Source organism: Pseudomonas sp. yb_9, assembly GCF_043103635.1.
In the GTDB taxonomy this organism is placed as follows: Bacteria; Pseudomonadota; Gammaproteobacteria; order Pseudomonadales; family Pseudomonadaceae; genus Aquipseudomonas; species Aquipseudomonas monteilii.
Window position 1 is genome coordinate 1 of sequence record NZ_JBICKA010000112.1, and the last position, 21,073, is coordinate 21,073.

Sequence of the window (21,073 nt, forward strand, 5' to 3'; positions counted from 1 at the left end):
TTTTCAGGACCCCACCATGATTCAGAAACCCACCCTGCACCCGCGCAACCGCCACCAGGGCCGCTACGACTTCCCCAGCCTGATCAAGGCCCACCCGGACCTTGCCCGCTTCACCATCATCAATCCCCACGGCAAACCGAGCATCGACTTCGCCAACCCTGAAGCCGTGCGAGTGTTCAACCGTGCCCTGCTCAAGGCCCAGTACGGCATCCAGCACTGGGATATCCCCGCCGACTACCTGTGCCCACCGATTCCCGGCCGCGCCGACTACATCCATGTGGCCGCCGACCTGCTGGCCGACGACAATACCGGTGAGATCCCCAAGGGCGCCCAGGTGCGTGCGCTGGACATCGGCGTGGGTGCCAACTGCATCTACCCGTTGCTAGGCCACAGCGACTACCGCTGGCGCTTCCTCGGCTCGGACATCGACCCCGTTGCCCTGGCATCGGCCAAGGCCATCGTGCAGGCCAATGGGCTGGGCAAGGCCATTACCCTGCGCCAACAGGCTAACCGCACGCACATCCTCAGCGGCCTGCTGCAGAATGACGAACGCTTCGACCTGACCCTGTGCAACCCGCCCTTCCATGCCTCACGCGAAGAAGCCACCCGTGGTAGCCAGCGCAAGTGGAAGAACCTGGGCAAGCAAGACCCCAAGCGCAAGTTGCCTGTGCTCAACTTCGGTGGCCAGAACAATGAACTGTGGTGTGAGGGCGGCGAAATCCGCTTTGTTACCCAACTGGTCAGCGAGAGCGTGCAATACGCCGAGCGGGTGCTGTGGTTCACCAGCCTTGTGTCCAAGGCCAGTAACTTGCCGGGCATCGAGACCGCACTGAAGAAGGCAGGCGCCAAAGCCGTACGCATCATCGAAATGGGCCAGGGGCAGAAACAGAGCCGCATGGTCGCCTGGAGCTTCCTTGACGATGCCACGCGCCAGGCCTGGCACGCCCAGCGTAAATCGCAGGCATGAAAAAACCGCGCCCGGGCAAGCCGGGCGCGGTTTCGTCAACACTTCAACAATTACTTGTTGATGGCGTCGGTCAGCACTTTGGCTGGAACGAACTTGACGACTTTCTTGGCAGCGATTTCGATGGCAGCGCCAGTCGAAGGGTTGCGGCCGGTGCGGGCAGGACGCTCGGAGACTTTCAGCTTGCCGATGCCTGGCAGGGTGATTTCAGCGCCGTTTTCCAGTTGGTCGGCAACGATCTGGCCCAGTTGCTCCAGAGCGTTCTTGGCGGTGGCTTTTGGCGCGGCGATCGATTCGGCGATGTCGGCAATCAGTTGGTCTTTGGTCAATGCCATGGTGGTGTTCCTTCCCTATCAAATTCGATGGTTATGCTGCGAACTACGACGTTATCGGGCCAGCCCCTGAAAGTGGAGGGCCGCGCCAATCGCGTATGTAGATACGTAAATCGGCGTTTGGTTCGACACGACGACAGCACGCTGCCAGCAATGCGCCACACGAGGGGCACAAGACCGCGCAAAACTACCACAGGAGCAGATAAATATCCGCTGCGCACTTCGATTAAATGCAGGTTTTTCGGGGGTTTTAGCTTAAAACGCACAAAACTGAACAAAAAACGAACAACCGACATATCTGCCAACATACGGCCACTGCATCACCTTGCGTCTAGGGTAAACTTGGCAACTTTTGCAGCTCGCCGAGAATCCCATGCCAATCCGTCATTGCATCGTTCACCTGATCGACAAAAAGCCTGATGGCAGCCCCGCGGTGCTGCATGCTCGCGACTCCGAACTGGCCGCCTCCGATGCCATCGAGAACCTGCTGGCCGACCTCAATGACAGCTACAACGCCAAGCAAGGCAAGGCCTGGGGCTTTTTCCACGGTGAGTCGGGCGCCTACCCGTTGAGCGGCTGGCTGAAGCAGTACCTGGACGAAGAAAAGGACTTTACCGCCTTCAGCCGCATTGCCGTGGAACACCTGCAGAAGCTGATGGAAGAGTCCAACCTGTCCACGGGCGGCCATATCCTGTTCGCCCATTACCAGCAAGGCATGACCGAATATCTGGCCATTGCCCTGCTGCACCACAGCGAAGGGGTAGCGGTGAACGCCGAACTCGACGTGATGCCTTCGCGCCACCTCGACCTTGGCCAGTTGCACCTGGCGGCACGCATCAACCTGTCGGAGTGGAAGAACAACCAGAACTCCAAGCAGTACATCTCGTTCATCAAGGGCAAGAACGGCAAGAAAGTGTCGGATTACTTCCGCGACTTCATCGGCTGCCAGGAGGGTGTAGACGGCCCGGGCGAAACCCGTACCCTGCTCAAAGCCTTCAGTGACTTCGTCGAGAGCGAAGACCTGCCGGAAGCGTCCGCCCGCGAAAAGACCCAGACCCTGGTCGAGTACGCCACCACCCAGACCAAGCTGGGCGAACCGGTAACACTGGAAGAGCTGTCCAGCCTGATCGACGAAGATCGGCCCAAAGCGTTCTACGACCACATCCGCAACAAGGACTATGGCCTGTCGCCAGAAATCCCGGCGGACAAGCGCACCCTCAACCAGTTCCGCCGCTTCACCGGGCGTGCCGAGGGGCTGTCGATCAGCTTCGAGGCACACTTGCTGGGCGACAAAGTGGAGTATGACGAGGCGGCAGGCACCCTGATCATCAAGGGGCTGCCGACAACGCTGGTGGATCAGTTGAAGCGGCGCAAGGACTAATCCCCTCAAAGCCGGTAAAGGAGGCCACGAGTGCCTCCTTTGCCGATTTGCGCAGCCGCTTTACCAGCCGCTCCTGGCGCAAAGCCTCGCCTTTATCCGGCCATTGCTCCACATACACCAGTGCCTGGGCCGGACTGGTCTTGAAGTAGCGGGCGCCCTGCCCCTTCTGGTGCGCCGCAAAACGCCGCTGAGGGTCATCGCTGATGCCGCAGTACAGCGAGCCGTTGGCGGCCCTTACCAGATAGACATACCAGGGTTTGCCAACAACGGATTCGACGGTTTCACTCACCTTGGGCCTGCTGGAATGCGCGCAATCCCTTGAATGCCTTCAGGCGAACCTTGTTCCGCACCAGCGGCGACCAGCCCAGCAATACACCAGGCATACCCAAGGCCTGCCGCGACCAGCGCCACAGGTCGAAGGTGTCGTCATGCTGGCAGATCAGCCCATCACGAATGACAAAACGCGCCTGGATGTCGTTGACCACAACACGGTCGGTCTGGGTGAACAGGTAGGTGGCCACCCAGTGCGCGCCGCCACTGCGCTCATCGGCGCGGATGTTGTCGAACGTCAGGGTGAAGTTCTTGGCGCGGCGGGTGAGCATACGCCACATATCGCCTGCATCCTTGCCGCGCAGGGTACCGAAAACCGGGTCGCTGAAAACAATATCGTCGCTGTAGCAGGCCACCATGGCCTCGGCGTCCAGGCGCTGGAAGGCCTGGTAGAAGCGGGAGATCAGGTCGCGGTTGGCGTCGCTCATGGGGCAGATCCGTGCTGGGGTCGAAACCAGCACGATAATCTCCCCCGATGGCTTATGCCAGTACCGGCCTCTTCGCGGGCAAGCCCGCTCCCACAGAGACCGCACAAACCTCGAATCTGTGGTGATCCTGTGGGAGCGGGCTTGCCCGCGAAGAGGCCGGTACTGCCACCATCAGTCTCAGACTTTTTCGCTCGTCACCTGCACATGCAACGCCCGCCCGGCACCCAGCCCGAACACGATGGCACCCATCCCCAATACCGCAAAAATCCACCCCAGCGCCGCCCAGCCCCCGGTCAGGTCATGCACCAGCCCCACCGCAAACGGCCCCATCGATGCCAAGGTGTAACCCACGCCCTGCGCCATGCTCGACAGGTTCGCCGCTACATGCGCGTCTTTCGAACGCAGCACAATCAGGGTCAGCGCCAGGGCAAAAGTACCGCCCTGCCCCAGGCCCAGCACAACGGCCCAACCCCACAGCCCCGAAACCGGCGCATACAGGCAACCGAACAGGCCCGCCAGGGTAATCAACATGACCAGCACGATCGCCAGGCGTTGGTCCTTGCCACGGGTGGCCAGCCAAGGCGCACTCAGCGAGCTAATCAACTGCACGATCACCGACCCCGACAACACCAGTCCAGCCTCGGTCGGGCTCAGGCCACGGCCTATCAGGATCGATGGCAACCAACCGAACACGATGTAAGCCAGCGATGACTGCAAGCCCATGTACAAGGTCACCTGCCAGGCCAGCGGATCGCGCCACAGGCCCCGCACCCGGTAGGCCACCTTGTGCAGGCCATGCCCCTGGCGGGCCTGCGGCAGCCACACCAGCATGGCCAGCAAGGCCGGCAGCACCCAGAAGCCCAGCCCAAGTGCCCAGCTACCGCCAAAATGCTGGGCCAACGGTACGGTAGCGCCCGCCGCCATGGCGGCGCCCAGGCACAACGCCATGGTGTACACACCGGTCAGCGTACCAGCATGCTGAGGGAAGTCGCGCTTGACGATACCCGGCAGCAGCACACCGATAATGCCAATGCTGGCCCCCGCCATCAGGCTGCCGAGGAACACGCCAACGGGGCCGAAGGCGCTTCGCACCCCGATACCCAGCGCCAACGTGACAAGAATGCCGAGGATCACCCGCTCACTGCCAAAACGCCGCGCCAGCACGGGTGCCAGCGGGGCGAACAACCCCAGGCACAGCACCGGCAAGGTGGTCAGCAAGCCCGCCTGCGAGGCACTCAGCCCCAGCCCTTCAGACACCAGCCCCAGCACCGGCGCCATGCTCGACAACGCCGGGCGCAGGTTCAAGGCCACCAGCACCAGGCCCAGCAGCAACAGCCAGGGCCGCCGCAACACCACAGGCTGCCGCTGCACCTGCTCGTCGTCAGCCTCGGCATCGATCAGCAGCTCATCGAGGTCCCGCTCATTCGGCGGGGTATTGCGGGTGATGGGTTCAGCCATGGCCTTCTCGGTGTCAGGATTCGATGAGGGTGCGGCTCAGGCGCTTGGCCCGCTCCGCGTCGCGTTGTTCGATGGCTTCGAGGATCTGGCCGTGCAGGTCGAACGTGGCCTGGCAGCGCGGAACAGTCGCCATGTTGCGTTGCAGCGCGGCAGCCATCACCCCGGAAAAGTAGCGATACAGCTCGCTTAACGCCGGGTTGTGGGCGGCATCGACCAACCGCTGGTGGAACACCAGGTCGCAGGCCACATAAGCATCGACATCCCCGTGAAAGTGCCCGGCACTGCTGGCCAGCGCATCGCGTAGCGCCTGCAGATCGGCATCGGTACGGCGCAGCGCCGCCAAGCCGATGGCTTCGGCTTCGAGGATGTGACGGGTTTCCCGGGCCTGCTCAGCGGTGCAGCGAGACATCGCCTGCACCGCCTGCAGCGGGTCCTGGGCCGTGCGCAGGTAGCTACCGTCACCTTGGCGAATTTCCACCAGGCCGCTGAATGCCAGCACACGCATGGCTTCGCGCACGGTATTGCGGCTGATGCCCAGTTGCAGGGCCAACTCCGGCTCGGTGGGCAGTCGCTGACCGACCTGCCAATCGCCCAGCACGATGCGCTCACGCATGCGATCCACGGCAAGCTCAACCAGGGAACGTTTGGTCAGCTCTGTATTCATTGCACTCAACCAATCATCCGATGAATTTTCACAGCTTACTGGAGGGCGGTCGACGCCGCAAACCACCTGACATTTCTGCTGGCCACGACAGCGGCTTTGGCGAACGCTATCTACAGTCGTTGCGCACCCTCGACAGCCAGATTGGCCATTTACTGGACAAGGTCGATGAGCGCCAGCGCCTGAACCCGCAGGAAGACTGGCTGGTGATCGTCAGCACGGACCATGGGCGGGATTACTCGGGCAAAGCGCATGGCGGTATTTCGGAGCAGGTAAAAACCATCTTCATTGCCAGCAACAAGCCGTTGAACCAAGAGCTTTCGCAACCCGGCATTCCAGCGGAAAACCCTGGGCCGAACCACCTGTACAGCCTGCCCGCGCAAACCTCGGTCGCCCCCACCGTGTTACGTCACATGGGGTCACATGGGCCTGAAACTGCTGCCGGAATGGCTACTGGATGGCACATCCCTTGCTGGGTGATACCGGCGTATGTGCTGGTGCTCGATGGCACACCAGCGGCGGTGCGTAACCGGCCGGCTGGCAAAGCGTTTGCCATAGAAGGAAGCATTTATTAATGCCGGGCGCGCTCTTTATAGAGGCGCGCCCGACAATGCTTTAGTTCAACGCATCAAGCAACGCCTGGTTCATCTCTGGCGTGCCGATGGTAATGCGCAGGAACTGGGCAATACGTTGCTGCTTGAAGTGACGCACGATCACGCCCTGCTCGCGCAGGCGTGCCGCCAGCTCGGCAGCATCCTGCTGAGGGTGGCGGGCGAAGATGAAGTTGGCAGCCGAAGGCAACACGTCAAAGCCCTTGGCTTGCAACTGCCCGACCAACGCTTCGCGGCTGTCGATCACTTTACGGCAGGTTTCTTCGAAGTACTCACGGTCTTCGAACGCCACCGCAGCACCTACGATCGCCGCTCGGTCCAGCGGGTAGGAGTTGAAGCTGTTCTTGATCCGCTCCAGTGCCTCGATCAGGTCCGGATGCCCCACCGCCAGGCCAACCCGCAGGCCAGCCAGCGAGCGCGACTTCGACAGCGTCTGGGTGACCAGCAGGTTGTCGTAGCGGTCCACCAGGCTGATGGCCGTCTCACCGCCGAAATCGATGTAAGCCTCATCCACCACCACCACCGAGTCACGGTTGGCCTGCAGCAACTGCTCCACCGCCTGCAGCGGCATCAGGCAACCTGTCGGCGCGTTGGGGTTGGGGAAGATGATGCCGGCGTTGGGCTTGTTGTAGTCCTCGATGCGGATCTGGAACTGCTCGTCCAGCGCCACCTGCTCGAAGGCAATACCGTAGAGGCCACAGTAGACCGGGTAGAAGCTGTAGCTGATGTCCGGGAACAACAGCGGTGCATCGTGCTGGAACAGGCCGTGGAAGATGTGCGCCAACACCTCATCCGAGCCATTGCCGACAAACACTTGCGCCGGGGTTACGCCGTAGTAGTCGGCCACCGCTTGCTTGAGGCGGTCACCGTTCGGGTCCGGGTAAAGGCGCAGGTTATCGTTCAACTCACCGCGCATGGCCTCCAGCGCCTTGGGCGATGGGCCATAGGGGTTTTCGTTGGTGTTGAGCTTGACCAGACGGGCCAGCTTGGGCTGCTCGCCCGGCACGTAAGGCACCAGGTCCTTGACGAAGGGGCTCCAGAATCGACTCATGCTCAGTTCCCCTTCTCTTGGGTCAGGATACGGTATTCAGCACTGCGGGCGTGGGCGGTCAGCGACTCGCCACGGGCCAGGACCGACGCGGTGTGGCCCAGCTCGGACGCACCCTGCTCGGAGCAGAAAATGATCGACGAACGCTTCTGGAAGTCGTACACCCCCAGCGGCGACGAGAAACGTGCGGTGCCAGAGGTCGGCAACACGTGGTTGGGACCGGCACAGTAATCGCCCAGCGCTTCGCTGGTGTGGCGGCCCATGAAGATCGCGCCAGCGTGGCGAATGTGCGGCAACCAGGCTTGCGGGTCGGCCACCGACAGTTCCAGGTGTTCCGGCGCAATGCGGTTGGCCACCTCCATTGCCTGATGCATGTCACGCACCTGAATCAGTGCACCACGGCCGTTGATCGACTTCTCGATGATTTCGGCACGCTCCATGGTCGGCATCAGCTTGTCGATGCTGGCGGCAACGCGGTCGAGGAAGGCGGCATCCGGGCTGACCAGAATGGCCTGGGCGTCTTCGTCGTGCTCGGCCTGGGAGAACAGGTCCATGGCGATCCAGTCCGGGTCGGTCTGGCCATCGCACACCACAAGAATTTCCGAAGGGCCGGCGATCATGTCGATACCCACCTGGCCGAACACATGGCGCTTGGCAGTGGCAACGTAGATGTTGCCAGGGCCGACGATCTTGTCCACCTGCGGCACGCTTTCGGTACCGTAGGCCAGCGCGGCAACAGCCTGGGCACCACCGACGGTGAACACACGGTCGACACCCGCAATGCACGCGGCCGCCAGCACCAGTTCGTTGACCTCACCACGCGGGGTTGGCACCACCATCACCACTTCGGCGACGCCGGCAACCTTGGCCGGGATGGCGTTCATCAGTACCGACGACGGGTACGACGCCTTGCCGCCTGGCACATACAGGCCCGCACGGTCCAGTGGGGTGACTTTCTGACCGAGCACGGTGCCATCGGCCTCGGTGTACTGCCAGGAATCCTGCTTCTGCCGCTCGTGGTACATGCGCACGCGATTGGCGGCTGTTTCCAGGGCTTCGCGCTGTGCCGGGGTGATGCGGGTCAGCGCCAGTTCCAGGCGTTCACGATTGAGGATCAGGTCGTCAATCGACTTGGCATCTACGCCATCAAAACGCTGGGTGAACTCGACCAGCGCCGCATCACCGCGCTCACGCACGGCCTTGATGATGTCGAGCACGCGCTGGTTGACCGCGTCATCGGACACACTTTCCCAGCTCAGCAGATGATCCAGATGTCGGGCGAAATCCGGATCAGCGGCGTTGAGACGGGCAATTGCAGTGGACACGGTCATGGCGAGGGCCTCGATTATTAGCGAATGCTCAGGCGCCCTAGGCTACCAGTCCATCCGCGCGGGCACCCGAGAAAAATGGCTATGACGCGGATAGACGGGCGCGACAGCGAAGGCCGCGCGCAGGAGTCAGCCGCGGTGTCGCGATTCGACCGCTTGACGAAGCGTGTCGATCAGGCTCTGGATACGGGCGTGCTGCATTTTCATGGAGGCCTTGTTGACCACCAGGCGCGAGCTGATCGTGGCGATCAGTTCCTGGGGCTCCAGGCCGTTTGCACGTAGGGTGTTGCCGGTGTCGACCACGTCGATGATCTTGTCGGCGAGGTTGATCAGCGGTGCCAGTTCCATAGAGCCGTACAGCTTGATGATGTCGACCTGACGCCCCTGTTCGGCGTAGTAACGCTTGGCTACGTTGACGAACTTGGTGGCCACGCGCAGGCGGCCCTTGGGCTCAGGCGCGCCAACCGCGCCAGCCGTCATCAGCTTGCACTGGGCAATCTGCAGGTCCAGGGGCTCATACAGGCCCTGGCCGCCGTACTCCATCAGCACGTCCTTGCCGGCCACACCCAGGTCGGCGGCACCATGCTCGACATAGGTCGGCACGTCGGTAGCACGCACGATCAGCAGGCGCACGTCGTCCTGCGTGGTGGGGATGATCAGTTTGCGGCTCTTGTCCGGGTTCTCGGTCGGCACGATACCGGCCTCGGCCAGCAACGGCAGGGTATCGTCGAGAATACGGCCTTTGGAAAGCGCGATGGTCAACATTGGAACGTCGGTCCTTAAGCGGCTGCTGCCGGCCAGGTCATCGACCTGGCCGCATTCAATTCAAAGGGTGCGTCCATGCACCTTCGGGCTACTAGCCCGGTACGCGGCGGATTTTCGCGCCGAGCATCTGCAGTTTCTCTTCGATGCACTCGTAACCACGGTCGATGTGGTAGATGCGATCAATCAGGGTATCGCCTTCGGCAACCAGCGCCGACAGCACCAGGCTGGCGGAAGCCCGCAAGTCGGTGGCCATGACCGGGGCACCCTTCAGCGCTTTCACGCCAGTGACGATGGCAGTGTTGCCTTCGACCTGGATCTGCGCGCCCATGCGGTGCATTTCGTAAACATGCATGAAACGGTTTTCGAAGATGGTCTCGATCACCGCGCCCGTGCCTTCGGCAATGGCGTTCAGCGAGATGAACTGCGCCTGCATGTCGGTCGGGAACGCCGGGTACGGAGCGGTACGCAGGTTGACGGCTTTCGGCCGCTTGCCGTGCATGTCCAGCTCGATCCAGTCTTCGCCGGTGTTGATGTCGGCGCCGGCTTCCTTGAGTTTTTCCAGTACGGCTTCAAGGATGGTCGGGTCGGTGTCCTTGACCTTGACACGGCCGCCGGTCACGGCAGCAGCGACCAGGTAGGTACCGGTCTCGATGCGGTCCGGCATCACGCGGTAGTTGGCCGAGTGCAGGCGCTCGACGCCATCGATGGTGATGGTGTCGGTGCCAGCGCCCTGGACGTTGCCACCCATGGCATTGATGAAGTTGGCCAGGTCGACCACTTCCGGCTCACGCGCGGCGTTCTGCAGCACGCTGCGGCCTTTGGCCAGGGCAGCGGCCATCATGATGTTTTCGGTACCGGTCACGCTGACGGTGTCGAAGAAGAAGTGCGCACCGCGCAGGCCGCCCTCAGGCGCCTTGGCCTTGATGTAGCCGCCTTCCACTTCGATTTTCGCGCCCATGGCTTCGAGGCCACGGATGTGCAGGTCGACCGGGCGTGAGCCGATGGCGCAACCGCCAGGCAGGGCCACTTCGGCTTCGCCGAAACGGGCAACCATCGGGCCCAGCACCAGGATCGAGGCGCGCATGGTCTTGACCAGCTCGTAAGGCGCGACCAGGGTCTTGATGGTACGTGGGTCGATCTCCACCGCCAGCTTTTCGTCGATCACAGGCTCGATGCCCATGCGGCCGAACAGCTCGATCATGGTGGTGATGTCGTGCAGGTGCGGCAGGTTGCCCACGGTGACCGGGCCGTCAGCCAGCAGGGTAGCCGCCAGAATTGGCAGGGCTGCGTTCTTCGCGCCCGAAATGCGGATCTCGCCGTCAAGGCGAGCGCCGCCAGTAATAATCAGTTTGTCCATTGGAATCTCGCCGCCACGTTGGCTCAGGTGCGCTCAGCCCAGGCTGCGCTGCTGAAAAATTTCATGGTTACCGCATGGATGCTGCCATTGGCAATCCACGGATTCAGGTGAGCATAGATCGCCTGCTGGCGTTTGACCGGGCTCAGGCCAGCCAACTCGTCGCTGATCACGTTCAACTGGAAGTTGCAGCCTTCGCCTTCAACTTCGACCCGGGAACCCGGCAATTTCTCTTCAAGGAAGCTTTTAACTTCTACGGCCTGCATGCTCAACCTCAATCGGCGCCCGATGCGCACGGGTCGGCCATCATACAAAAAAGCCCCTCGCCTGCGAAGCCCAACGAGGGTTTCGCTGACCGAGGGGCCATCATCCGCGCCGGGCCATCAGGTTGCCAGCACTTCATCGAGGTCATAGACCCCGGCAATTTCCCGCATGTCCTCAGGCATGCTGCGCACCTGGCAGCCTTTGCCGGCGCCCTGGGCGTCGCGCATGAATGCCAGCAACAGCGACAGACCTACGCTGGTGGAGTGCTGCACCGCCGAGCAATCCAGCACCAGCTGCGCCTCGCGGCAAGCCGCGATCAGTGCCTTGCCCTGCTTGCGCAGGACCGGGCCGCTACGGTAATCCAGCACACCGGCCAGGCGCAGCACGCCCGGCTCGGCCATGCTTACAGCGGCCTCACTCATTTGACAGTCTTCTCTGGCGAGCTGTCGGCAGCCTGCTTGGCCTTGGCCACTTCACCGGCCCAGCCATCGATGGTCTTGTCCAGGTCGTTGCCGTTGCGCTGCATGGCATCGGCGAACTGGTCGCGGAACAGCTTGCCGATGTTGATGCCGTTGACGATGACGTTACGCACTTTCCATTCTCCACCCAGGTTTTCCAGGGTGTACTGCACCGGGTATACGGCGCCATTGTTGCCGGTGACCTTCATGCCTACGGACGCGCGCTTGCCGTCATCGGCTTTGGCCGGGTCTACGACGATGCCCTGGTTGTTGTACTCCAGTAGCGCGTTACCGTAGAACTGGAACAGGCTGCGCTTGAAGTTTTCCTGGAAGCGCTGCATCTGCTCGGGCGTGGCCTTGCGCGAGTACTTGACGGTCATGATGCTTCTGGAAATACCGTCGGCATCGACCACCGGCGCGAGGATCCGGTCAAGGGTGTCGTAGAAAGCTTGCGGGTTGGACTTGTACTGCTCCTTGTTGGCCTTGAGCTCACCCAACAGCTCGGTGGTGGTGCTCTGCACCACGTCGTGCGGCGACTGCGCGGCCAGGGCCATCAGGGGGAAGGCCGCCAGCAAAACCAGCAGGCCACGTCGCAGGATCGAAATCATGGAAACTCCTTAATTAGCCGGTTGCGCTTCTTTCGGTTCCTTACCAACGGAGTTGAGCAGGAACTTGCCAATCAGATCTTCCAGCACCAGTGCCGACTGGGTGTCGTGGATGGTCGCACCGTCCTTGAGCACCTGGTCTTCGCCGCCCACGCTGATGCCGATGTACTTCTCGCCAAGCAAGCCGGCGGTCAGGATCGAGGCAGTGGAGTCGGTCGGCAGGTTGTCCACCGACTTGTCCAGCTGCAGCGTCACCCGACCGGTGTAGGAATCACGGTCCAGATCGATGGCGGTAACCTTGCCGATCGTCACACCGGCCATGGTCACTTTAGCTCTGACCGTCAAACCGGCGATATTGTCGAAGTAGGCATAAACTTTATAGGTATCGCTGCTCGGGCTGGCCGACAGCCCGCTGACACGCAGGGCCAGCAGCAGCAGCGCCAGGATCCCGGCCAGGAGGAACAGGCCGACACCGATTTCCAGGGTGCGGTTTTGCATCAGAAATCTCCAAACATCAAGGCGGTCAGAATAAAGTCCAGACCCAGCACTGCCAACGAGGCGTAGACCACGGTCTTGGTGGTGGCACGGCTGATCCCTTCTGAGGTGGGCTCACAGTCGTACCCCTGGAATACGGCGATCCAGGTCGTGACGAAGGCGAACACCAGGCTCTTGATCAACCCGTTGAGCACGTCGTCGGTAAAGGAAACACTGTTCTGCATGTTGGCCCAGAACGAGCCCTCGTAAACACCCAGCCAGTCCACGGCCACCCACGAGCCGCCCCAGATGCCGACCACGCTGAATATCAGCGCCAGCAGCGGCAGCGAGATGAAACCGGCCCAAAGGCGTGGCGCGACGATGTACTTGAGCGGGTCGACGCCGATCATTTCCAGGCTCGACAGCTGCTCGGTGGACTTCATGTTGCCAATTTCAGCGGTCAGTGCGGAGCCTGCACGGCCGGCGAACAGCAGCGCCGTCACCACCGGGCCAAGTTCACGCAGCAGGGTCAGGGCGACCATCTGACCCACCGCCTGCTCCGAACCGTATTTGGTCAGGATGCTGTAGCCCTGCAGCGCCAGCACCATGCCGATGAACACCCCGGACACGACGATGATCGCCAGCGACAGCACGCCTACCGAGTACAGCTGCTTGGTCAGCAACTGGAAACCGCCGCCGATGCCGCCGCGGCCGATCAGTGCATGGAACAGGAACAGGCAGGAACGCCCCAGAACCGCCAGCACGTCGATCGCCGAGCGACCCAGCAGGCGGACACGTTCGAGTAAGGATCTTCTGCGCATCAACGCGCCCCCAGCAGGTCGGCGCGGTAATCAGGCGCAGGAAAGTGGAAGGGAACCGGGCCGTCCGGGTCGCCCTTCATGAACTGGCGAATCCGTGGGTTGTCCGACCCCATCAGCTCATCGGGCGTGCCCTGGCCCAACACCTGGCCGTCCCCCACCACATAGATGTAGTCGGCAATGCTGGCGGTTTCTGCCAGGTCGTGGGACACGACGATGCTGGTGATGCCTAACGCATCGTTGAGCAGACGGATCAGGCGCACCAGTACGCCCATGGCGATCGGGTCCTGGCCGACGAACGGTTCGTCGTACATGAGGATCTGCGGGTCCAGGGCAATGGCCCGGGCCAGCGCCACACGGCGCTTCATGCCGCCAGACAGCTCGTCGGGCATCAGGTCGATGGCACCGCGCAGCCCCACGGCCTGCAGCTTCATCAACACGATGTCACGGATCATCTCGTCCGACAGCTGGGTGTGCACGCGCAGCGGGAACGCGACGTTCTCGAACACATCGAGGTCGGTGAACAGCGCGCCGCTCTGGAACAGCACACCCATCTGCTTGCGGGCGTCGAACAGGTCGCTGCGCGACAGCGTCGGCAGGTTTTGCCCGGCAACCCATACCTCACCGCTGGAGGGGCGCAGCTGCGCGCCCATCAGGCGGAGCAACGTGGTCTTGCCGCAACCCGATGGCCCCATGATGCCGGTGACCTTGCCGCGCGGGATGCGAATGTCGACATTGCTGAAAATGCTGCGCGAACCGCGTTTGAAGGTAACCCCCTTCAACTCGACCGCGTAGGCGCTATCCACACTCATCTAGACTCCTTGCTAGTGCAGCCTCGTCCTAATGGACGCCGGCCTCCATCAGGAAGGCACACGCACCCCTGGCAGGCCGAATAGCGGCGAACTATAGCACCGCTGACAGCGCCGCCCCAAGGCCGGGCAACGAGTCGTTCAGCCCTGAGACAGGCTTTGATGACATTCGCTACAGCAATCGAAAGGGTGAGGGTTTTTGTCATTGCGCGTATAATCGCGGCCTTTTCATCAGGCATTGCTTTTTCGACATGAGCCAATCCAGCGAGCTGATCCAATCCGCCCAACGCACCCTGCGCCTGGAACTCGAGGCCGTAGAGGCCCTGCTGGCGCGCATCGACGACAATTTCGTTAAGGCCTGCGAACTGATCCAGGCCTGCAAGGGCCGGGTTGTCGTGGTCGGCATGGGCAAGTCCGGGCACATCGGCAACAAGATCGCCGCGACCCTGGCCAGCACCGGCACCCCGGCATTTTTCGTGCACCCGGCCGAAGCCAGCCATGGCGACATGGGCATGATCACCCGCGAGGATGTCATCCTTGCCCTGTCGAATTCCGGCAGCACCGCAGAGATCGTCACCTTGCTGCCCCTGATCAAGCGCCTGGGCATCAAGCTGATCAGCCTCACCGGCAACCCGGATTCGCCGCTGGCCCAGGCTGCCGAGGTCAACCTTGATGCCCGCGTCGAGCAAGAGGCCTGCCCGCTGAACCTGGCGCCCACCTCCTCTACCACCGCATCGCTGGTATTGGGTGACTGCCTGGCCATCGCCCTGCTCGAAGCCCGAGGCTTCACCGCCGAGGACTTTGCCTTCTCGCACCCGGGCGGCGCACTGGGCCGACGCCTGCTGCTCAAGGTCGAAAACGTGATGCATGCCGGCGACGAACTGCCTCAGGTACCGCGCGGCACGCTGCTCAAGGACGCGCTCCTTGAAATGTCCCGCAAAGGTTTGGGCATGACCGTGATTGTCGAAGCTGACGGCAAGCTGGCCGGGATCTTCACCGACGGTGACCTGCGCCGCAGCCTGGACCGCAACATCGACGTGCACACCACCCTGATCGATCAGGTCATGACCGTGCATGGCAAGACGGCACGTGCCGAAATGCTTGCCGCCGAAGCCCTGAAGATCATGGAAGACCACAAGATCGGGGCCCTGGTAGTGGTGGATCGCGAAGACCGCCCCACCGGTGCCTTGAACATGCACGACCTGCTGCGCGCCGGCGTAATGTAAGGAGCGATGGAATGAACCAGGACCTCATGCAACGCGGCAAGCACATCAAGCTGGCAGTGTTCGACGTGGACGGCGTGCTCACCGACGGGCGCCTGTACTTCCTCGAAGACGGCAGTGAATTCAAGACCTTCAACACCCTCGACGGCCAGGGCATCAAGATGCTCATGAATTCGGGCGTGACCACCGCGATCATCAGCGGCCGCAAGACCCCGGTGGTCGAGCGCCGCGCCAGAAACCTCGGTATCCCGCACCTGTACCAGGGCCGCGAAGACAAATTGGTCGTGCTTGACGGCCTGCTCGCCGAACTGGGCCTAAGCTATGATCAAGTAGCCTACCTGGGCGACGACCTGCCGGACCTGCCGGTCATTCGTCGGGTAGCATTGGGCATGGCCGTGGCCAACGCCGCGCCGTTCGTTCGCCAGCACGCCCACGGTGTGACCCAGGCACGCGGCGGCGAGGGAGCGGCCCGTGAATTCTGCGAACTGATCATGCAGGCCCAGGGTACCCTGGACGCTGCCAACGCCAATTACCTGTAAGGCTGCCCATGTTCAGCAAGAAAGCCCGCAATGCTGCGCTGCTCGCAGTGATCGCTGCCCTGCTGGTGGCGATCGGCTACTGGAATGTCAGCCCGGAAAGCTTCCTCGACAAGCCGGTGGCCCAGGTCGACGAAAGCGCTATCGACTACTATGCGATCAACGCCCACAGCGTGCAGTTTCTGCCCGACGGCAAACTGCAGTACGAGATGACCGCCGACAAGGTCGAACACCTCAAGGCCAGTGAAATCACCCTGCTGACCACGCCGGACTTGCACATGTACCGCGGTACCGAATACCCGTGGCATGTGCAGAGCACCCGCGCCGAGGTCAACCCGGACGGTACCGAGGTCGAACTGATCGACAAGGTACGGGTTGCCCGCACTGACGAAAAGCAGCGCGAAACCATCATTACCAGCTCACGCATGACCGTGTTCCCGCAGAAGCAATATGCGCAGACCGAGCAAGCCGTTAGAATCGACGGCGCCGGTGGCACTACTACGGGCAAAGGAATGAAAGCGTATTTGAAAGAAGGCAAGATGGACTTGCTCTCTAACGTAAGAGGACAGTATGAGGCTCGTTAAAACCCTCCCCCTTTTGCTCAGCCTGAGCGCAGCACTGGGAAGCGCGAGCGCCCTCGCCCTGCCGAACGACCGTGACCAGCCGATCCGTATCCAGGCCGACAATGCCCACCTGGACGACAAGCAAGGCGTGGCCACCTACACCGGCGACGTGATCATCACCCAGGGTTCGATGATGATCAAAGGCAACACCGTGACCATCACCCGTTCCGCCTCTGGCGACATCGACGTGGTGACCTCGGTGGGCAACCTGGCCTACTTCGAGCAGCAGCAGAGCGCGGCCAAGCCGGACAAGATGAAAGGCTGGGGCGTCACCATCCAGTACCAGTCGCAGAAGGATCTGGTGATCCTCACCGATCGTGCCAAGGTCGAGAACGAGGGCAACACCACCGAAGGCGAGAAAATCGTCTACAACACCCAGACCCAGGTGGCGACTGCGGGTCGCGGTGGCAACGTGACCACACCGCGTCAGCGTATCGACATGGTGATCCAGCCCAAGAAGAAGGCCGAGTAAATGGCAACCCTCAAAGCCCAGCACCTGGCCAAGAGCTACAAGGGGCGGCAGGTGGTACGTGACGTCAGCCTGTCGATCGACAGCGGCCAGATCGTCGGCCTGCTTGGCCCTAACGGCGCCGGCAAGACCACTTGCTTCTACATGATTGTCGGGCTGGTCCAGGCCGAGCAGGGGCGCGTGCTTATCGATAACCTCGATGTCAGCCACCAGCCCATGCACGGCCGCGCCCGCGCCGGCATCGGCTACCTGCCGCAGGAGGCCTCGATCTTCCGCAAGCTGTCGGTGGCCGACAATATCATGGCCATCCTCGAGACCCGCAAGGACCTCGACCGCGAAGGGCGCCGCAAAGAGCTGGAAAGCCTGCTGCAGGAGTTCCACATCAGCCATATCCGCGACAACCTCGGCATGAGCCTGTCCGGTGGTGAACGCCGCCGGGTCGAGATTGCCCGCGCCCTGGCCACTGCCCCCAAGTTCATCCTGCTGGACGAACCGTTCGCTGGCGTCGACCCGATTTCGGTCGGCGACATCAAGCAGATCATCCACCACCTCAAGGCCAAGGGTATCGGTGTACTGATCACCGACCACAACGTGCGCGAAACCCTGGATATCTGCGAAACCGCCTATATCGTCAACGATGGCCGCCTGATCGCCGAAGGCGATGCCGAGACCATCCTGGCCAACGATCTGGTCAAAGAGGTTTACCTGGGTCACGAGTTCCGGCTCTGACCCCGGCACATGCCTGGAGTACTGGCATATCGCCCGGAAACCGGGGTGAAAGTTGTTACAGTGCTCTAGGCAAACGCTACAATTTAAGGCATAAAACTTGCTTGATCTGGCGCCCCGGCGCCCTCGTGTAGTGGATGGCGCATGCGCGCCGGCGAACAAGGTATTAAGCCCCAGCCATGAAACCATCGCTCGTCCTAAAAATGGGCCAGCAACTGACGATGACACCGCAGTTGCAACAGGCCATCCGCCTGCTCCAGCTTTCCACCCTGGACCTCCAACAGGAAATCCAGGAAGCGCTGGAGTCGAACCCGATGCTCGAACGTCAGGAAGACGGCGACGACTTCGATAACAGCGACCCGATGGCGGACAACGCCGAGAACAAGCCGGCCGCCGAAGTCCAGGACAACAGTTTCCAGGAAAGCACCGTCAGTGCCGACAACCTGGAAGACGGTGAGTGGAGCGAGCGCATCCCCAACGAGCTTCCGGTCGATACCGCCTGGGAAGACATCTACCAGACCAGCGCCAGCAGCCTGCCAAGCAACGATGACGACGAGTGGGACTTCACCACCCGCACCTCAGCCGGCGAGAGCTTGCAGAGCCACCTGCTGTGGCAACTGAACCTGGCGCCGATGTCCGACACCGACCGCCTGATCGCCGTCACGCTGATCGACAGCATCAATGGCCAGGGCTACCTGGAAGACACCCTTGAGGAAATCTGCGCCGGTTTCGACCCGGAGCTGGATATCGAGCTGGACGAGGTCGAAGCGGTGCTGCACCGCATCCAGCAGTTCGAGCCAGCCGGCGTCGGCGCGCGCAACCTGGGCGAATGCCTGCTGCTGCAACTGCGCCAGTTGCCTGCCAGCACCCCCTGGATGACCGAAGCCAAGCGCCTGGTCACCGATTTCATCGACCTGCTCGGCAGCCGCGATTACAGCCAGCTGATGCGGCGCATGAAAATCAAGGAAGACGAGCTGCGCCAGGTGATCGAACTGGTACAGAGCCTCAACCCGCGCCCCGGCTCGCAAATCGAGTCCAGCGAGCCCGAGTACGTGGTGCCTGACGTCATCGTGCGCAAAGACAGCGACCGCTGGCTGGTGGAGCTGAACCAGGAGGCTATTCCGCGCCTGCGCGTCAACCCGCAGTACGCCGGCTTCGTGCGCCGTGCTGATACCAGCGCCGACAACACCTTCATGCGCAACCAGTTGCAGGAAGCGCGCTGGTTCATCAAAAGCCTGCAAAGCCGCAACGAAACCCTGATGAAGGTCGCCACACAGATCGTCGAGCACCAGCGCGGTTTCCTTGACCATGGTGACGAAGCCATGAAGCCGCTGGTGCTGCATGACATCGCAGAAGCGGTGGGCATGCACGAGTCGACCATTTCGCGGGTTACTACGCAGAAGTACATGCACACACCGCGTGGCATCTACGAACTGAAATACTTTTTCTCCAGCCACGTCAGCACCTCCGAAGGCGGAGAATGCTCGTCCACGGCGATCCGCGCGATCATCAAAAAACTGGTTGCGGCGGAAAATCAGAAAAAGCCATTGAGTGACAGCAAGATCGCTGGTTTACTGGAGGCACAAGGCATCCAGGTAGCCCGTCGCACCGTCGCCAAGTACCGCGAGTCCCTCGGCATCGCACCGTCGAGTGAACGCAAGCGACTGATGTAGCGCCTGAGATGTGCCACAGCGTTTGTGGGGCAGGTGCAAGACCTGCCTCTTTATGCACGGGCAACAAAGGAGAAGCTGTATGCAAGTCAATATCAGTGGACAGCATGTAGAAGTCACCCAGCCACTGCGCGATTACGTGCTTGAAAAGCTCGCCCGCGTGGAGAGTCACTTCGACAAAATCACCAACGTGCAGGTCATCATGAAAGTCGAGAAGCTGCAGCAGAAGGTCGAGGCGACCCTGCAGATTCCCGGCGGCGAAGTGGTAGCCAACGCCGAACACGAAGACATGTATGCAGCGATCGACGCCTTGGCCGACAAGCTCGACCGCCAACTGAAAAAACACAAGGAAAAACAGCAAAGCCTGCTGCAAGGTGCAGCTGCCCGCTGATCCCCCTCATCCATGATCCGACTTGAAACCATCCTGACCCCCGGCCGTTCACTCGTGAACGTGCCGGGCGGCAGCAAGAAGCGCGCCCTGGAAAAGGTCGCCACCGTCATCGCCGAACAAGTGCCAGAACTGGAGATGCAAGACGTCTTCGAAAAGCTGGTCGCCCGCGAAAAACTCGGATCGACCGGTTTCGGCAATGGCATCGCCATTCCGCACTGCCGCCTTGAAGGCTGTTCAGCGCCGGTTAGCGCCCTGCTGCACCTGGAAGCACCTATTGATTACGACGCTATCGATGGCGCGCCCGTGGACCTGCTGTTTGTACTGCTGGTACCCGAAGCCGCCACCGATGCGCATCTGGAACTGCTGCGTCAGATCGCCAGCATGCTCGATCGCAAGGAGGTCCGTGATCGCTTGCGTGCGGCCACCAGCAGTGAGGCCCTGTTCCAGGTTGTCCTGGACGTACAGAACGAGCACTGAACATGCGCCTGATCATCGTCAGCGGCCGGTCCGGCTCCGGCAAGAGCACCGCCCTCGATGTCCTGGAAGACAACGGTTTTTACTGCATTGACAACCTGCCCGCCGGGCTGCTGCCGCAGCTGGCGGAGGATGCACTGATCAACACGGAATTACTGCAACCCAAGGTTGCCGTGTCGATCGATGCACGCAACCTGCCCAGCCACCTTACGCGCTTCCCCGAGCTACTCGAAGAAGCCCGTGCGCGGAACATTCAGTGTGACGTGGTGTTCCTGGATGCCGACGAAGACATGCTGCTCAAGCGCTTCTCGGAAACCCGCCGTCGCCATCCACTGACCAATGCCAACCGTTCGCTGGCAGAAGCCATTCGCGTGGAGAGCGAGCTGCTGGGGCCAATTGCCGACCTGGCAGACCTGAAGATCGACACCACCAGCCTCAACCTGTACCAACTACGGGATTCGATCAAGCTGCGCCTGCTCAACCAGCCCGAGCCCGGCACAGCCTTTTTGGTCGAGTCGTTTGGTTTCAAGCGCGGCATGCCAGTCGATGCCGACCTGGTGTTCGATGTACGCTGCCTGCCCAACCCCTACTGGAAACCCGAGCTGCGTGAGCATTCCGGCCTTGATCAACCGGTCGCCGACTACCTGGCCGCACAGCCAGACGTCGAGGACATGTTCAATGACATTTCCAGCTACTTGCTAAAGTGGCTACCCCGCTTCGCCGCCAGCAACCGCGCCTACGTCACCATTGCTATCGGCTGCACCGGCGGCCACCACCGCTCGGTCTACATCACCGAACGCCTTGGCCAGTTGCTGCAGCAATCCCTGAAAAACGTCCAGGTCCGCCACCGCGACCTCTAAGCCCAAGGATCCG

General features: G+C 61.7%; 26 protein-coding genes and 1 pseudogene. 12 read left to right on the top strand and 15 right to left on the bottom strand.

Translation table 11 applies throughout. The annotated features are described in order from the left end of the window. The first annotated feature begins 16 nt into the window (after positions 1-16). Positions 17-967 carry a 23S rRNA (adenine(1618)-N(6))-methyltransferase RlmF gene (gene rlmF / locus ACF8MI_RS27105; protein WP_200928773.1) on the top strand — a complete coding sequence of 317 codons (951 nt, stop codon included), beginning with the start codon at positions 17-19 and terminating at the stop codon, positions 965-967. A 50-nt stretch (positions 968-1,017) separates the two neighbouring features. On the opposite strand, the gene ACF8MI_RS27110 is transcribed toward rlmF, so the two are convergent. Then, positions 1,018-1,299: an HU family DNA-binding protein gene (locus ACF8MI_RS27110; protein ID WP_003255106.1), complete on the bottom strand. Its 282-nt coding sequence runs from the start codon at positions 1,297-1,299 to the stop codon at positions 1,018-1,020. 370 nt (positions 1,300-1,669) lie between these two features. Here ACF8MI_RS27110 and yejK point away from each other — a divergent pair, with 370 nt between their 5' ends. Next, positions 1,670-2,677, top strand: a complete 1,008-nt coding sequence (yejK, locus tag ACF8MI_RS27115) for a nucleoid-associated protein YejK (protein WP_060501727.1) — start codon at positions 1,670-1,672, stop codon at positions 2,675-2,677. Here yejK and ACF8MI_RS27120 read toward each other — a convergent pair. The 4 genes from ACF8MI_RS27120 to ACF8MI_RS27135 form a co-directional block, all read right to left on the bottom strand. Continuing rightward, complete coding sequence (locus tag ACF8MI_RS27120) at positions 2,625-2,966, bottom strand: GIY-YIG nuclease family protein (protein ID WP_080578098.1); 342 nt, start codon at positions 2,964-2,966, stop codon at positions 2,625-2,627. The genes yejK and ACF8MI_RS27120 overlap by 53 nt on opposite strands. Further along, entirely contained in the window at positions 2,959-3,435 is a 477-nt protein-coding gene (locus ACF8MI_RS27125) for a nuclear transport factor 2 family protein (RefSeq protein ID WP_200928780.1), read from the bottom strand. Before ACF8MI_RS27125 ends, ACF8MI_RS27120 begins: the two co-directional genes overlap by 8 nt. A gap of 177 nt (positions 3,436-3,612) precedes the next feature. Next, a complete protein-coding gene (locus ACF8MI_RS27130) occupies positions 3,613-4,893 on the bottom strand; it encodes an MFS transporter (protein WP_060501731.1) in 1,281 nt (426 codons plus the stop codon). 13 nt (positions 4,894-4,906) lie between these two features. Further along, positions 4,907-5,557, bottom strand: coding sequence for a FadR/GntR family transcriptional regulator (locus ACF8MI_RS27135; RefSeq protein ID WP_200928781.1), 651 nt, complete (start codon positions 5,555-5,557; stop codon positions 4,907-4,909). Between the two features lie 80 nt (positions 5,558-5,637). On the opposite strand from ACF8MI_RS27135, the pseudogene ACF8MI_RS27140 reads away from it, so the two are divergent. Next, positions 5,638-6,129: pseudogene (locus ACF8MI_RS27140) on the top strand (hypothetical protein); the annotation flags it as partial. Positions 6,130-6,169: 40 nt separating this feature from the next. On the opposite strand, the gene hisC reads toward ACF8MI_RS27140, so the two are convergent. The 10 genes from hisC to ACF8MI_RS27190 all read right to left on the bottom strand — a co-directional run bounded on the left by hisC (position 6,170) and on the right by ACF8MI_RS27190 (position 14,091). Further along, positions 6,170-7,216 (bottom strand): histidinol-phosphate transaminase, encoded by a 1,047-nt coding sequence (gene hisC, locus ACF8MI_RS27145; protein ID WP_060501740.1) that lies wholly within the window; start codon positions 7,214-7,216, stop codon positions 6,170-6,172. A 2-nt stretch (positions 7,217-7,218) separates the two neighbouring features. Next, positions 7,219-8,544 carry a histidinol dehydrogenase gene (hisD, locus tag ACF8MI_RS27150; RefSeq protein ID WP_060501742.1) on the bottom strand — a complete coding sequence of 442 codons (1,326 nt, stop codon included), beginning with the start codon at positions 8,542-8,544 and terminating at the stop codon, positions 7,219-7,221. A 126-nt stretch (positions 8,545-8,670) separates the two neighbouring features. After that, positions 8,671-9,306 (bottom strand): ATP phosphoribosyltransferase, encoded by a 636-nt coding sequence (gene hisG, locus ACF8MI_RS27155; RefSeq protein WP_016713129.1) that lies wholly within the window; start codon positions 9,304-9,306, stop codon positions 8,671-8,673. A gap of 91 nt (positions 9,307-9,397) precedes the next feature. Further along, positions 9,398-10,663: a UDP-N-acetylglucosamine 1-carboxyvinyltransferase gene (murA, locus tag ACF8MI_RS27160; RefSeq protein ID WP_016713130.1), complete on the bottom strand. Its 1,266-nt coding sequence runs from the start codon at positions 10,661-10,663 to the stop codon at positions 9,398-9,400. Between the two features lie 23 nt (positions 10,664-10,686). Beyond that, the gene (locus ACF8MI_RS27165; RefSeq protein WP_003255121.1) at positions 10,687-10,926 is read right to left on the bottom strand and encodes a BolA family protein; all 240 of its coding nucleotides are present in this window, start codon (positions 10,924-10,926) and stop codon (positions 10,687-10,689) included. Between the two features lie 117 nt (positions 10,927-11,043). Further along, entirely contained in the window at positions 11,044-11,346 is a 303-nt protein-coding gene (locus tag ACF8MI_RS27170; RefSeq protein WP_060501744.1) for a lipid asymmetry maintenance protein MlaB, read from the bottom strand. Further along, positions 11,343-11,990, bottom strand: coding sequence for a phospholipid-binding protein MlaC (locus ACF8MI_RS27175; RefSeq protein ID WP_060501746.1), 648 nt, complete (start codon positions 11,988-11,990; stop codon positions 11,343-11,345). The genes ACF8MI_RS27170 and ACF8MI_RS27175 overlap by 4 nt, the downstream gene beginning before the upstream one ends. Positions 11,991-11,999: 9 nt before the next feature. Beyond that, the gene (gene mlaD, locus ACF8MI_RS27180) at positions 12,000-12,485 is read right to left on the bottom strand and encodes an outer membrane lipid asymmetry maintenance protein MlaD (protein ID WP_016485045.1); all 486 of its coding nucleotides are present in this window, start codon (positions 12,483-12,485) and stop codon (positions 12,000-12,002) included. Beyond that, on the bottom strand, positions 12,485-13,282 hold the full coding sequence (mlaE, locus tag ACF8MI_RS27185) for a lipid asymmetry maintenance ABC transporter permease subunit MlaE (protein ID WP_016713133.1): 798 nt from the start codon (positions 13,280-13,282) through the stop codon (positions 12,485-12,487). The genes mlaD and mlaE overlap by 1 nt, the downstream gene beginning before the upstream one ends. Next, positions 13,282-14,091: an ATP-binding cassette domain-containing protein gene (locus ACF8MI_RS27190; RefSeq protein ID WP_012270662.1), complete on the bottom strand. Its 810-nt coding sequence runs from the start codon at positions 14,089-14,091 to the stop codon at positions 13,282-13,284. The genes mlaE and ACF8MI_RS27190 overlap by 1 nt, the downstream gene beginning before the upstream one ends. A 248-nt stretch (positions 14,092-14,339) precedes the next feature. Between ACF8MI_RS27190 and ACF8MI_RS27195 the strand changes: the two genes are divergently transcribed. From ACF8MI_RS27195 to rapZ, 9 genes are all read left to right on the top strand, one after another. Then, positions 14,340-15,314 (top strand): SIS domain-containing protein, encoded by a 975-nt coding sequence (locus tag ACF8MI_RS27195; RefSeq protein WP_016713135.1) that lies wholly within the window; start codon positions 14,340-14,342, stop codon positions 15,312-15,314. Positions 15,315-15,325: 11 nt separating this feature from the next. Beyond that, complete coding sequence (locus ACF8MI_RS27200; protein ID WP_060501748.1) at positions 15,326-15,850, top strand: HAD family hydrolase; 525 nt, start codon at positions 15,326-15,328, stop codon at positions 15,848-15,850. An 8-nt stretch (positions 15,851-15,858) separates the two neighbouring features. Continuing rightward, a complete protein-coding gene (lptC, locus tag ACF8MI_RS27205; RefSeq protein ID WP_019099457.1) occupies positions 15,859-16,431 on the top strand; it encodes an LPS export ABC transporter periplasmic protein LptC in 573 nt (190 codons plus the stop codon). Then, on the top strand, positions 16,418-16,942 hold the full coding sequence (gene lptA / locus ACF8MI_RS27210; RefSeq protein WP_012270658.1) for a lipopolysaccharide transport periplasmic protein LptA: 525 nt from the start codon (positions 16,418-16,420) through the stop codon (positions 16,940-16,942). The genes lptC and lptA overlap by 14 nt, the downstream gene beginning before the upstream one ends. Beyond that, complete coding sequence (gene lptB / locus ACF8MI_RS27215; RefSeq protein ID WP_012270657.1) at positions 16,943-17,668, top strand: LPS export ABC transporter ATP-binding protein; 726 nt, start codon at positions 16,943-16,945, stop codon at positions 17,666-17,668. Positions 17,669-17,844: 176 nt separating this feature from the next. After that, a complete protein-coding gene (locus ACF8MI_RS27220; protein WP_028698947.1) occupies positions 17,845-19,338 on the top strand; it encodes an RNA polymerase factor sigma-54 in 1,494 nt (497 codons plus the stop codon). 79 nt (positions 19,339-19,417) lie between these two features. Further along, positions 19,418-19,726, top strand: a complete 309-nt coding sequence (hpf, locus tag ACF8MI_RS27225; RefSeq protein ID WP_003255135.1) for a ribosome hibernation-promoting factor, HPF/YfiA family — start codon at positions 19,418-19,420, stop codon at positions 19,724-19,726. A 12-nt stretch (positions 19,727-19,738) separates the two neighbouring features. Next, positions 19,739-20,203 (top strand): PTS IIA-like nitrogen regulatory protein PtsN, encoded by a 465-nt coding sequence (gene ptsN / locus ACF8MI_RS27230; protein ID WP_015269060.1) that lies wholly within the window; start codon positions 19,739-19,741, stop codon positions 20,201-20,203. Positions 20,204-20,205: 2 nt separating this feature from the next. Further along, positions 20,206-21,060 carry an RNase adapter RapZ gene (rapZ, locus tag ACF8MI_RS27235; RefSeq protein WP_016713140.1) on the top strand — a complete coding sequence of 285 codons (855 nt, stop codon included), beginning with the start codon at positions 20,206-20,208 and terminating at the stop codon, positions 21,058-21,060. Positions 21,061-21,073 lie beyond the last annotated feature (13 nt).

What these genes read in the sequence shown, in the direction of transcription:
- rlmF (WP_200928773.1), top strand. Translation starts at nt 17, where the DNA reads ATGATTCAGAAACCCACCCTGCACCCGCGCAACCGCCACCAGGGCCGC.
- ACF8MI_RS27110 (WP_003255106.1), bottom strand. Translation starts at nt 1,299, where the DNA reads ATGGCATTGACCAAAGACCAACTGATTGCCGACATCGCCGAATCGATC.
- yejK (WP_060501727.1), top strand. Translation starts at nt 1,670, where the DNA reads ATGCCAATCCGTCATTGCATCGTTCACCTGATCGACAAAAAGCCTGAT.
- ACF8MI_RS27125 (WP_200928780.1), bottom strand. Translation starts at nt 3,435, where the DNA reads ATGAGCGACGCCAACCGCGACCTGATCTCCCGCTTCTACCAGGCCTTC.
- ACF8MI_RS27130 (WP_060501731.1), bottom strand. Translation starts at nt 4,893, where the DNA reads ATGGCTGAACCCATCACCCGCAATACCCCGCCGAATGAGCGGGACCTC.
- ACF8MI_RS27135 (WP_200928781.1), bottom strand. Translation starts at nt 5,557, where the DNA reads ATGAATACAGAGCTGACCAAACGTTCCCTGGTTGAGCTTGCCGTGGAT.
- hisC (WP_060501740.1), bottom strand. Translation starts at nt 7,216, where the DNA reads ATGAGTCGATTCTGGAGCCCCTTCGTCAAGGACCTGGTGCCTTACGTG.
- hisD (WP_060501742.1), bottom strand. Translation starts at nt 8,544, where the DNA reads ATGACCGTGTCCACTGCAATTGCCCGTCTCAACGCCGCTGATCCGGAT.
- hisG (WP_016713129.1), bottom strand. Translation starts at nt 9,306, where the DNA reads ATGTTGACCATCGCGCTTTCCAAAGGCCGTATTCTCGACGATACCCTG.
- murA (WP_016713130.1), bottom strand. Translation starts at nt 10,663, where the DNA reads ATGGACAAACTGATTATTACTGGCGGCGCTCGCCTTGACGGCGAGATC.
- ACF8MI_RS27165 (WP_003255121.1), bottom strand. Translation starts at nt 10,926, where the DNA reads ATGCAGGCCGTAGAAGTTAAAAGCTTCCTTGAAGAGAAATTGCCGGGT.
- ACF8MI_RS27170 (WP_060501744.1), bottom strand. Translation starts at nt 11,346, where the DNA reads ATGAGTGAGGCCGCTGTAAGCATGGCCGAGCCGGGCGTGCTGCGCCTG.
- ACF8MI_RS27175 (WP_060501746.1), bottom strand. Translation starts at nt 11,990, where the DNA reads ATGATTTCGATCCTGCGACGTGGCCTGCTGGTTTTGCTGGCGGCCTTC.
- mlaD (WP_016485045.1), bottom strand. Translation starts at nt 12,485, where the DNA reads ATGCAAAACCGCACCCTGGAAATCGGTGTCGGCCTGTTCCTCCTGGCC.
- mlaE (WP_016713133.1), bottom strand. Translation starts at nt 13,282, where the DNA reads ATGCGCAGAAGATCCTTACTCGAACGTGTCCGCCTGCTGGGTCGCTCG.
- ACF8MI_RS27190 (WP_012270662.1), bottom strand. Translation starts at nt 14,091, where the DNA reads ATGAGTGTGGATAGCGCCTACGCGGTCGAGTTGAAGGGGGTTACCTTC.
- ACF8MI_RS27195 (WP_016713135.1), top strand. Translation starts at nt 14,340, where the DNA reads ATGAGCCAATCCAGCGAGCTGATCCAATCCGCCCAACGCACCCTGCGC.
- ACF8MI_RS27200 (WP_060501748.1), top strand. Translation starts at nt 15,326, where the DNA reads ATGAACCAGGACCTCATGCAACGCGGCAAGCACATCAAGCTGGCAGTG.
- lptC (WP_019099457.1), top strand. Translation starts at nt 15,859, where the DNA reads ATGTTCAGCAAGAAAGCCCGCAATGCTGCGCTGCTCGCAGTGATCGCT.
- lptA (WP_012270658.1), top strand. Translation starts at nt 16,418, where the DNA reads ATGAGGCTCGTTAAAACCCTCCCCCTTTTGCTCAGCCTGAGCGCAGCA.
- lptB (WP_012270657.1), top strand. Translation starts at nt 16,943, where the DNA reads ATGGCAACCCTCAAAGCCCAGCACCTGGCCAAGAGCTACAAGGGGCGG.
- ACF8MI_RS27220 (WP_028698947.1), top strand. Translation starts at nt 17,845, where the DNA reads ATGAAACCATCGCTCGTCCTAAAAATGGGCCAGCAACTGACGATGACA.
- hpf (WP_003255135.1), top strand. Translation starts at nt 19,418, where the DNA reads ATGCAAGTCAATATCAGTGGACAGCATGTAGAAGTCACCCAGCCACTG.
- ptsN (WP_015269060.1), top strand. Translation starts at nt 19,739, where the DNA reads ATGATCCGACTTGAAACCATCCTGACCCCCGGCCGTTCACTCGTGAAC.
- rapZ (WP_016713140.1), top strand. Translation starts at nt 20,206, where the DNA reads ATGCGCCTGATCATCGTCAGCGGCCGGTCCGGCTCCGGCAAGAGCACC.